We start from the raw sequence: 11,499 nt of genomic DNA, 5'->3' as shown, positions 1-11,499 counted from the left end.
TATGAAAGAGATCTATTATCAACAGGCTTTAAATCCAAAGGCTTTGGATTTCTTCCTCCCCCCAATCTTCTTGATCTATCCTCTAAATGTTGAACTGTGTTTCTAACACCACGTAAATTAGGAAAATATTCCGACATTTTCTGATATGCATTTTTCACTTCGATTGGAACACGTTCATAGTTAGAAAGGACTTTAAGAAATTTATCAAAAGTATCCAAAGCATATAAAAATGCTCGTGCATACAAAAATGCTAAATTATGATTAAATTCTCTAGGTATGTGCCCTTGACTCCATTTTTCTCTTTTAAAAATAACTTCTGTTTTTAAATTGATCTCATCCATATACTCCCAATAATTCTTACCTTCTTGAAGGATTTCAGCTTCAATTTGCTCCCTTATTTCACTTCTTCTATTATTATCACGAAGCCAATCATCTTTAGATGTCGATTCTTGGCGATCAATTGAGTGAAAAAGATTTAATGCTAAATTTGCTTCGAAAAATTGTCCTTCTAAGGAGCGGAGCTGACTTTCAACCTCCCAACTCCACTCTCGATCCTCATAATCAAGCCAAATACCAGGAGTAATAATTTCAAAAATATACATCACACCCTCATTTTATTTTTATGATAAAAATTAAGGAAATAATATTACATCTATGAAAAACATCCAAACCCCTCGCCTCATCCTACGCCAATGGCAAGATTCCGACACTGCCCCATTTATCCAAATGTGCGCAAATGATGAGGTCATGCGCTACTTCCTGAAAACACTCGATGCAACCGAAGCAACGGTCTTTCTAGAACACATCCGCACTGACATAGAAAAACGTGGTTGGGGACTTTTCGCTGTAGAACTCAAAGCTACCGGTGAATTTATTGGTTTTATTGGGCTACACGTGCATCCGCCTGAGTTTGAAATGGCAGATGCCCCTGAAATTGGCTGGCGCTTGTTACCGCAATATTGGCATCAAGGCTATGCGACTGAAGGGGCCAAAGCGGTACTGAAATATGCCTTTAGAACCCTACGTCTAGAGAAAGTCATTTCTTTTACTGCATGCGTCAACACGCCATCAAAACGTGTCATGCAAAAAATTGGCTTAGAAAAAGTAGGAGAGTTTGACCATCCGCTTGTACCTGCCGATCATATCTTGTGTAGACACGTACTCTATGAAAAACAGCGTTCGGATTATCTGCATATCCTCTTCTGTTAAAACATGCTTGCAGTATCATGAACTAAGAAAATCAAAATCAGATCCTGCATCGCCTAGTGAGCATGAAGGAAAGATTTATGTCGTTAAGATAAAATTTTCTTAATTTCCCAAGAATCAGATATTTTTCTTATATTTATCTATATGCATTTTTATGCTTAATATCGGCAAAAATATTATAAAGACCCTCTTTTCATCAAAATGAATATCCAATTCATTTAAAGTAAAAGTAATATATTGTAATTACTAATATTTTTTCAAAACTACTATTCATTTAATCAGATAAGCAACCACTTTTTATTCACTATATTGAATAAACAATAATTGCTATGATTGCGCCCATCCAGAGCATCATTTACGACTATATCTTTAAATAACCTCTATTTACTCTCTCCAAATAGAAAAAGTATATAGCGTTTGGTGAACTCTAAACCGATCAAACTAACGTGAACTATTGCAGTACATTTGCATTTTCCCTGCCAGAGTCAAATGCAATATTGATCTAAAGTCTGAGGAAGAGATCATAAAACTCCTCTTTCACATGACCTTAAAATGCATATACTTTAGGCAACACGAGAATTAGGACATCTTTATGAAAAAGCTACTTGGCGTTTTACTCAGTGCATCTGTATTGACTTTAACTGCATGCGGAAAACAAGAAGCCCCTGCAACGGATGCAGCACAAAACAAAGATTCAGGTGAACTGCAAACAGTGACTATGGCTTCTACAGGTTCAGATGCTGATATCTGGCGCTACATTGCCACTTTACCTGAAACTGAGCAAGCTGGCATTAAGCTGGATGTAAAAAACTTCACTGACTATGTGTCGATGAACACTGCTGTTGCCAATAAAGAAATTGATGTTAACGCATTCCAGTCTTATGCCTATATGGTGGCTTATAACGACGCTAATACACAAAAGATTGCTCCACTTTCTACGACTTATCTTGAGCCAATGGGGATTTACTCAAGCAAAGTAAAAAAAGTAGAAAACTTTAAAACTGGCGCTACGATTGCCATTCCAAATGACGGCGCAAATGAATCACGTGCACTGTTATTATTGCAATCTGCGGGTCTGGTAAAACTTAAACCAAACTTTGATCTGGTTAAAGGTACGCCTGCTGACATCACTGAAAATGCGAAACAGATCGTGATCAAGCCGATTCAAATGGCAACAGCGGTACGTGTGAAAGACGAAGTCGATGCGATTGTTTTAGGTAATACCCTGGCAATGGAAGGTGGTCTGAACGTATTGAAAGATGCGATCTACTATGAGGCCATCGATCAAAGCACTAAAATGAACGTGAACGTTTTAGCCGTTGCAGCCGATCGTCAAAATGATCCTGTACTTCAAAAAGTTGGCCAGTTGTATCATACTCCTGCTGTGAAAGCCTATGTTGATGAACACTTTGGCGGTACAAAGGTTGCGGTAAACAAACCTGTGACGTATTTAACTGAATCAAAATAGTACTATAATAGACTTTTAGAACAGGCAAGGACGATTTCTTGCCTGTTTTTTTATCCGTGATGCAGTTTTTGACACTATGATTGAATTTAAAGATATTTCAAAACAGTATGAGCTTAAGGGTCAAACCTTGCATGCCTTGAATCAGATTAATCTTCAGATTCCAACCGGCAGTATTTTTGGCATCATCGGTTATAGTGGTGCCGGTAAAAGCACCCTCATCCGTCTGATCAACCTGCTTGAGCGCCCAAGCTCAGGCCGGATTATCATTAACGGAACAGACTTTACCGCACTCGATGCCAAAGCATTGCGTCAAGAACGTGCCAGCATCGGCATGATTTTTCAGCATTTCAATTTAATGCAAACTAAAACTGTGGCGGCCAATATCGAAATGCCAATGAAACTCCTCGGCTGGAGCAAGGCAGAACGGGAAAAGCGCCTCGAAGAATTATTAGACTTTATTGACCTGAAACATAAACGCCATGCGTTTCCAGATGAATTGTCTGGCGGTCAAAAGCAGCGTGTCGGTATTGCCCGTGCCCTTGCCAATCATCCAAAAATTTTACTCTGTGATGAAGCGACTTCTGCACTTGATCCACAAACCACCAAATCTGTTCTACAGCTACTTAAAAAAATTAACGAAGAACAAGGCATTACGATTGTGATGGTCACCCATGAAATGGATGTAATTGAAACTGTGTGTGATTATGTTGCCGTGATGGAAAAAGGTGACGTGATTGAAACTGGCTCTACCTTACAGATTTTCAGTCAGCCTCAGCATCCGACCACGAAAAACTTTATCCAGACGGTGCTCCAGCAAAACCTGCCCGTAAATATTCTGACGAATCTGGAAAATCAGAATCATCACAGTATTTATTGTTTAAAGTTCCTGGGTAGCTCAGCGCAGGAAACTGTGATTCAGGGCGTTATCAAACAGTTTGATATCAGTTTGAATATCCTGTTTGCCAATATGACTGAAATTAATGGTTCGGTGATTGGACAGATGTTTATCCAGCTTCTCGGTGATCCCGCGCAAATTACAGCTGCAATACAATATCTCCGAGATAACGGCGTACAGGTAGATCAGGCAGGAGTACAGGAATGAGAGACTTAATTGTACAGTGGCTTACTACGATCACTGCGCCTTTCTGGAAAAGCTCGCTGTCGATGGACCAGTTCGTGACTGCACTGCAAGAAACTTTCCATATGGTGTTCTTCGCGATGCTGTTTGGTTGTATCTGGGGTTTTATTCAGGCGATTACTCTATTAGTTACTCGTCCAAATGGAATTTTGCCAAACCGTGTGATTTATCATGGTCTAAATCCGATTGTAAATGCACTGCGTTCCCTGCCATTTATTATCTTGCTGATTGCTGTTATTCCACTGACTAAATTTCTGGTTGGAACATCAATTGGTACTTGGGCAGCGATTGTGCCTTTGACCATTTATGTGGGGCCTTATATCGGCCGCTTGGTGGAAACCTCTCTGCTTGAAGTAAATGAAGGCATTATCGAATCTGCCCAAGCCATGGGTGCAACACCAATGCAAATTATTTTCAAGTTTATTCTGCCGGAAGCGCGTAGTTCGCTGATTCTGAATCTTACGACTGCCACCATCAGTCTGATTGGAGCTACGGCAATGGCAGGTGCTGTCGGCGCTGGTGGTATTGGTGATCTTGCAATCTCTTATGGTTACCAGCGTTTTGATACCTCAGTGGTGATCATGACCGTGATTGTTTTATTGATCCTGGTACAAATTGTACAAAGTCTTGGTGACTGGTTATCACGGCTTCGTTAAGTTAATTCTCTGAGTAAATAAAGCCCTCTTTCTGAGGGTTTTATTTTTCATACTAAAGTTCATAAAGCGCATATCATTATTAGAAATTTTCATTTAAAAAAAATCACACTTTATTAGCTATTAGAAATGGCGACATGGATGTCGCCCGTTGGCTTGTGATATAGGGATATATCATCAAGCTAACAGAAGATTTTTGTTACCTTGCGCAGCAGTGCTGCTCATCTTTCAAAAGTAAAGTAAGAGATTTAGTGTACTCGCTCATGAATTATAGAAATCATTTATTTTTGAAATTCTAATTCTTCTGAATTCATGAGCTGTCTATTAAAATTATTACTAAATATTATTTTGCTTTTAATCTTAGGATAACAAACCTTACCGTTAAAAGCTTCCCCTTACTTTTGACTGGGCAAAAGTAACAAAACCCCTTTGTTGCTCTGATGGCACTTCCTTGTGCCACAGATCAACTGGCGACATCCATGTCGCTGGGCTATAGATTCAATTCCAGGAAAATTATCCTTGTTTAAGTAGAATAATCACTCCAAAGCCTACTTTAAATTAAGATCTAAAAGTTCAGCATTTCCCCTCAATTTCAAACTGAAACAATAAATCCCGTGCTAAACTATCGAGTGGTTTTTGCAGGGACTCATTTATGCACTTTGTTCATCTTGGTATTCATACAGAATTTTCAATTACTGAATCCATCGTACGGATACCGGACCTGGTCAAAGCTGCTGCTAATGACGAGATGCCAGCACTCGCGCTAACCGATTTATCTAATCTCCATGCTGCGGTCAAATTCTATAAAAAATGCCTAGATAAAGGCATCAAGCCAATTCTCGGTTCTGAAATTCGCCTGAATGATGCCGAACATCGTGTCACCCTGCTTTCCATGACCAATAAAGGCTGGCGCAACCTGACCGAACTGGTCTCTGAAGGTTTTATTAGCGGCCAACAACTGGATATTCCTTGTGTACAAAAAGATTGGATTTTAAAGCAGCACGATGACATGATCGTATTGCTGGGTATGCAATCTGATGTCGGCAAAATGCTGATTACTTCAAATCCCGATAAGGCTGAACCTTTACTACAAGAATGGGTAGAGAAATTTGGTAATCGCGTATATTTAGCGCTTACTCGTACCAGTCGTCCTAATGAAGACCTTTTCATTGAAGAGGCGGTCAAACTCGCCAAAAAATATAATATCGGTGTAGTCGCACATAATGACGTGCACTTTCTTGCACGTGAAGACTTTGAAGCACACGAAGCACGTGTCTGTATCGCCGATGGTTATGTACTTGGTGATAATCGCCGTCCTAAAACCTATAGTCCTGAACAGTATTTTAAAAGTTCAGCAGAAATGTCAGAGCTTTTCTCGGATATTCCAACCGCGATTGAAAATACGTTTCATATCGCAAGACGCTGCAATGTCACCTTGCGTTTAGGCTTTAATGACCTACCAGACTATCCGATTCCGGAAGGTCATACCATAGGCAGTTATTTTACCCATTTATGTGAAGTCGGTCTGGAAGAACGCCTAGACTTTCTGTATCCCCCTGAACAACGTGGTGAGGACTGGCCGGAAATCCGTCAACCTTATGATGAACGTCTGGCCTTTGAAATCAAGATTATTCTGGACATGGGCTTCCCGGGTTACTTCCTGATCGTAATGGACTTCATTCAGTGGTCCAAAAGGAATGGTGTGCCGGTAGGTCCGGGCCGTGGTTCAGGTGCCGGTTCTCTTGTAGCCTACAGTTTAAAAATTACTGACCTTGATCCACTGCGTTATGACCTGCTATTCGAACGTTTCTTAAACCCGGAACGTGTTTCGATGCCTGACTTTGACGTCGATTTCTGTATCGCTGGTCGTGACCGCGTAATTGATTATGTAGCGCGTACTTATGGCCGAGAAGCAGTTTCCCAGATTGCGACCTTCGGTACCATGGCGGCCAAAGGGGCAATTCGTGACGTGGCACGTGTCCTCGGTAAATCCTATGGTCTGGCTGATCGCATTTCCAAACTGATTCCCACCAAACCTTTGGGTTTAAGCCTGGAAGAGTCTCTGGAAGCCGAGCCACAACTGAAAGACGTCGTTACCAATCCCTCCAATCCGGATTATGACGATGCTTCTGAAATCTGGGAAATGGCGCTCAAGCTTGAAGGTATTACCCGGAATACCGGTAAACATGCCGGTGGTGTAGTAATTGCACCAACCAAGCTGACAGACTACTCAGCTGTGATGTGTGATGCTGATGGTACTGCGCGTGTTGCCCAATTCGATAAGGACGATGTTGAAGCAGCCGGCCTGGTGAAGTTCGACTTCCTGGGTTTGCGTAACCTGACCGTAATTGAAGATGCGGTTAAGAATATCAATAAACGAATTCAGAGCGATAAACCGCTGGATATTGCTTATATCCCGCTAGATGATAAAGATGCTTATCTGGTCTTTGCCGAAGCCAATACCACGGCAGTGTTCCAGTTTGAATCCGTGGGCATGAAAAAGATGCTGAAAGAAGCTCGCCCAAGCAAATTTGAAGAGATTATCGCTTTCGTATCATTGTACCGTCCGGGTCCAATGGACCTGATTCCTGACTTTATCCATCGTATGCACGGCGGTGAGTTTGAATATCTGCATCCCCTGCTTGAAGGCGTATTAGAGCCAACTTACGGGATTATGGTCTATCAGGAACAGGTAATGCAGGCTGCACAGTTCTGTGCCGGCTATACCCTCGGTGGCGCGGACTTGCTGCGTCGTGCCATGGGTAAGAAAAAGCCTGAGGAAATGGTCAAGCAGCGTAAAATCTTCATTGAAGGTGCTGCGAAAAAAGATATTGATGAAGCCACAGCTAACCATATCTTCGACTATATGGAAAAATTTGCCGGCTATGGTTTTAACAAATCGCATGCGGCAGCTTATGCTCTTGTTGCTTACCAGACGGCGTGGCTGAAAGCCCATTATCCGGCTGAGTTCCTGGCAGCGGTGATGTCTTCGGAAATGCAGAATACCGATAACGTGGTATTCCTGATTGATGACTGCCGCAAGAACAATCTGGAAGTGTTACCACCATCCGTCAATATGTCGATCTACCAGTTCCATGCTACTGATGAAAAAACCATTGTCTATGGCCTAGGAGCGATTAAAGGCGTTGGTGAAGCGGCTATGCAGTCGGTGATTGAATCCCGTCAGAAAGAAGGTCCCTATAAAGACCTGTTTGATTTTTGCCACCGTATTGACCTGAAAAAAATAAATAAACGGACTTTGGAAGCCTTGATTCGTGCCGGTGCTTTGGATTGCTTGGGCATCGAGCGTGCTGACCTGATGGCACAACTCCCTGAAGCGGTACAGGCTGCAGATCAGGCTCGCCAGAACCGTGAAACTGGTATTATGGACCTGTTTGGTGAAGTTGAAGAAGTTCAACGCAAACCATCTAAGCCAGTCAAACCGTGGTCCGATGAAGTCCGCCTCAAAGGCGAAAAAGATACGCTTGGTCTATATCTGACTGGTCACCCGATTGATGTTTACCGTAATGAACTGAAAGCTTTTGTACCGTGTCAGATCAATGAACTGACCCCAACCCGCCGTGGTGTGACGACGGTATTTGCAGGTCTGGTAGTGGATGTAGCCAACTTCCCGAACCGGATGATGGTGACGCTGGATGATGGTACGGCACGGATTGAAGTATCCACCAATCATGAACGTTTTAACCGCTTTAAAGACATCGTTCAGGTGGATCAAGTGGTGGTAATTGAAGGCGAAATTTATGAGCGCGAAGGTTTTGACCGTCCAATGGGTCGTCTGACTAAAGCCTTTAGCCTGAACGAAATCCGCCAGAAACGAGCCAATAGCATCAAGATTACCCTGCAAGCGGAACATTACAGTAAAACCCTCAGCCGTGATCTGCAACAGATTCTCATGCCATATACCAATGTGGATATGAGTACGCATATTCCAGTCATTCTTTATCTGGATTATGACTATGCAACGACTGAGCTGCATCTGGGCCTGAACTGGAAAGTTGCTCCGCTGGATGAGCTGCTGGTCAAATTACGGGACTACTTTGGTAAAGCTGCCTTGCATATTGAATATCAGGTTAAATCTAAAGCTGCCCGTGCGGTATCTTATGAAGAGGCCAAGCCGGTTGAAGTGCCGCCTCCCCCTGCAGATATGAGTATGGATGATGCCCTGGCGCAATATGAAGCCGAGTCTCAGCCGCAATATTCATAAATTCTGACCTTTAAAATATTTATATTGGAATCATCATGAGTCAAATTGACAATGCTGCTGTTTCAGCACATCTCTCCCATGTGCGTATTGTCATGGTCAATACCACTTTACCTGCCAATATCGGCAGTGCCTTACGTGCCATGAAAACCATGGGCTTGTCCAAGCTGGTTCTGGTGGCACCAAAAACCTATCCGCATCCGGATATCGACGCGCTGGCTGCGGGTGCAACTGATCTGATCGAGCAGATCGAGATTGTCGAAACCCTTGAAGATGCCATTAAAGACTGCCAGATTGTATTCGGTACCAGCGCACGCAGCCGTACCATTCCCTGGCCTCTTCTGGATGTGCGTCCTGCGGCTGAAAAAGCGCTGTCTGCGGTCGTGCAAGAGCAACAGGAAATTGCGATTCTGTTTGGTCGTGAAGACCGTGGCCTGACCAATGAAGAACTGGCAATGGCAAATTATCACCTCACTATTCCAGTGAATACCGACTACGGCGTACTCAATGTCGCACAAGCAATTCAGGTCATCTGCTATGAACTGCGTATGGCTGCATTGGATCAGGTAGAACATCCACGTGATGCTAAAGCCACCATGCAGGTCATTGATGGCATTGAAATGGAATGGGATGAACCGCTGGTGAATCATGAACAGATGGAACAGTTCTATCCACATTTAGAAAAAATGCTGGCAGAAATTGAGTTTATGGATCCTAAAAATCCACGATTGCTACCTTTACGCTTGCGTCGCCTATTTGGACGTATACAATTAGATCGTATGGAATATCATTTACTCCGTGGTATTTTCAGCCGGGTTCAGGCCTTGAATAATGGCACCTGGAAGAAATCTTCACACACTACCCAACAGGACAAGGATCAAATCTAATGTTTAAACAGCTCAAAGAGGATATACAGGCTGTCTTCGCGCGCGATCCTGCTGCACGCAACACCCTGGAAGTCTTGACCACATATCCTGGTATTCATGCGCTGATGATGCATCGTGTGGCACATGAACTGTGGAACAAAGACTGTAAAGGCACAGCACGTGCTTTATCCTCATTCAGCCGTTTTGCTACAGGAATTGAAATCCATCCGGGTGCCAAGATTGGCCGCCGTTTCTTTATTGACCATGGTATGGGTGTGGTGATTGGTGAGACAGCTGAAATTGGTGATGATGTTACTCTTTATCACGGTGTAACCTTGGGGGGTACGACCTGGAATAAAGGCAAACGTCATCCAACCCTGGAAGATGGTGTGGTTGTGGGCGCTGGCGCAAAAATTCTCGGTCCGTTTACAGTTGGTAAAAATGCCAAGGTCGGTTCCAATGCTGTTGTAACCAAAGCCGTACCGGCCAATACCACAGCGGTCGGTAACCCTGCGCGGTTTATTACCAAAGACCAGCCGAAAGATGAAGCTGAAGCACGTCGTCGCGATTATGCAGAAAGTATTGGTTTCCAGCCATATGCGACGACACAAGATCAGTCTGATCCGATTATTGAAGGTATGCGGGTTCTACTTGACCGTATTCAGCAAAATGAAAAACGCATGAATATGCTTTGCAACCGTTTATCTATGCTTGACCCTACTTTCAAGAAAACCCAGCTGAATGAACATCCGCTCAGCAAGGAAGATCTAAAGATTCTGGAAGAAGCTCGCCGTGAGTGCGAAGCACAGACTTCTCAGTCTAAGGCCTGATCAAAAACGGTAACACGCCGTAACTTGCATGTTCGCTACAGTTTTCTTAGACTGACGAACATGCAATCTCACAATTTTTCAAAATAACATAAATGGATGTATACCATGACATTTAAGCCTTTGGCACTTGCCTGCTTCGCAGCGCTGGCATTGACCGCATGTTCAACTCCATCCTCAAAGCAAGACACACCTAAAAATGCAATGGTGTTCGCTGAGCCGGAACTGACCCCACCCTTTTATGCATTAAATCCATTCAATTATAACGAACCACCTCCATTTGAAGTGCACTTGCAGAAAGCTGCTGCTGCGCCTGTCACCAAAATGGTGGTGAACCGTGCTGATAACCCATCAGAAAAAATTACCCTTGATGTGAATCGTCTGATCATTCCAACCGTAAACAGCAATACGCGTTCTATGCGTTATGCGACTTTAGCTGGGCCGAATGAAATTGATATCACTGAAATTGATGATTTCTTGCAATTAGTTGAAGGTAAAGCACGACACTATCCACCACGTTTTAGTGACCGTCAGGAACGTAGAGGCTTTGAACTGAAACTGAAACGTGTCACTCAGGAACTCGATACTTTAGCTGCCAACAATAATGCCTCTTTCGATATTTTAATGCGTGCATTTAAAGCCAGCGTTATGGCGCGTAATCTCGACCTAGGTTCAGTCTATACTACTAAATCATTGGCTTATGCACAGCGTATTCTGAAATTGAACCAGGATGATGCTGAAGCCAACTTCTGGTTCGGTTTTGGTCTGTCTGAGGGTGGCGGTCAGCGTGAAGCAATTCCATATCTGGAAAAAGCCATGAAAGCTGGTGTTCAGGAAGCCTATTTATCTGCGGCAAACAACTACATTGCCATGGAAAATAAAAAGAATGCAGTTCAGGTGCTGAAAAATTACAAGGTGAAATACCCACAAGAAGCACAAGTAGCAGACCAGCTGATTCAGGAAATTGAGAAGCAAGGTCGCTGGAATGTATGGCAAGTGCTGACACCCAAAAATTAAAGTGAAAATGCTCGTGACCTGAGTTACAAAATAGACTGCTTCGGCAGTCTTTTTTCTGATAAAAATAAGTAGAATACAAAACATTATTTCAATATTTAACTG

General features: G+C 43.0%; 9 protein-coding genes. 8 read left to right on the top strand and 1 reads right to left on the bottom strand.

The annotated features are described in order from the left end of the window. On the bottom strand, positions 1 to 602 hold a 602-nt coding region (locus tag BK820_RS12435; RefSeq protein WP_071321093.1), incomplete at its 3' end, for a hypothetical protein. 52 nt (positions 603 to 654) lie between these two features. Between BK820_RS12435 and BK820_RS12430 the strand changes: the two genes are divergently transcribed. The 8 genes from BK820_RS12430 to BK820_RS12395 all read left to right on the top strand — a co-directional run bounded on the left by BK820_RS12430 (position 655) and on the right by BK820_RS12395 (position 11,397). Further along, positions 655 to 1,209, top strand: a complete 555-nt coding sequence (locus BK820_RS12430) for a GNAT family N-acetyltransferase (protein ID WP_071321092.1) — start codon at positions 655 to 657, stop codon at positions 1,207 to 1,209. 589 nt (positions 1,210 to 1,798) lie between these two features. Continuing rightward, on the top strand, positions 1,799 to 2,674 hold the full coding sequence (locus BK820_RS12425) for a MetQ/NlpA family ABC transporter substrate-binding protein (protein ID WP_004812617.1): 876 nt from the start codon (positions 1,799 to 1,801) through the stop codon (positions 2,672 to 2,674). A 76-nt stretch (positions 2,675 to 2,750) separates the two neighbouring features. Next, complete coding sequence (locus tag BK820_RS12420) at positions 2,751 to 3,776, top strand: methionine ABC transporter ATP-binding protein (protein ID WP_004894361.1); 1,026 nt, start codon at positions 2,751 to 2,753, stop codon at positions 3,774 to 3,776. Continuing rightward, on the top strand, positions 3,773 to 4,468 hold the full coding sequence (locus tag BK820_RS12415; RefSeq protein WP_071321091.1) for a methionine ABC transporter permease: 696 nt from the start codon (positions 3,773 to 3,775) through the stop codon (positions 4,466 to 4,468). The genes BK820_RS12420 and BK820_RS12415 overlap by 4 nt, the downstream gene beginning before the upstream one ends. Before the next feature lie 649 nt (positions 4,469 to 5,117). Continuing rightward, complete coding sequence (gene dnaE / locus BK820_RS12410; protein WP_071321090.1) at positions 5,118 to 8,690, top strand: DNA polymerase III subunit alpha; 3,573 nt, start codon at positions 5,118 to 5,120, stop codon at positions 8,688 to 8,690. 35 nt (positions 8,691 to 8,725) lie between these two features. Beyond that, a complete protein-coding gene (locus BK820_RS12405; protein ID WP_004812609.1) occupies positions 8,726 to 9,574 on the top strand; it encodes an RNA methyltransferase in 849 nt (282 codons plus the stop codon). Next, positions 9,574 to 10,383 carry a serine O-acetyltransferase gene (cysE, locus tag BK820_RS12400; RefSeq protein WP_071321089.1) on the top strand — a complete coding sequence of 270 codons (810 nt, stop codon included), beginning with the start codon at positions 9,574 to 9,576 and terminating at the stop codon, positions 10,381 to 10,383. The genes BK820_RS12405 and cysE overlap by 1 nt, the downstream gene beginning before the upstream one ends. A 105-nt stretch (positions 10,384 to 10,488) precedes the next feature. Beyond that, the gene (locus BK820_RS12395; RefSeq protein ID WP_004812606.1) at positions 10,489 to 11,397 is read left to right on the top strand and encodes an ABUW_2363 family tetratricopeptide repeat lipoprotein; all 909 of its coding nucleotides are present in this window, start codon (positions 10,489 to 10,491) and stop codon (positions 11,395 to 11,397) included. Positions 11,398 to 11,499: the final 102 nt, after the last annotated feature.

It is taken from the genome of Acinetobacter sp. LCT-H3 (assembly GCF_001866125.1).
GTDB lineage: Bacteria > Pseudomonadota > Gammaproteobacteria > Pseudomonadales > Moraxellaceae > Acinetobacter > Acinetobacter schindleri.
This window is presented reverse-complemented; position numbering and strand designations above follow the sequence as displayed.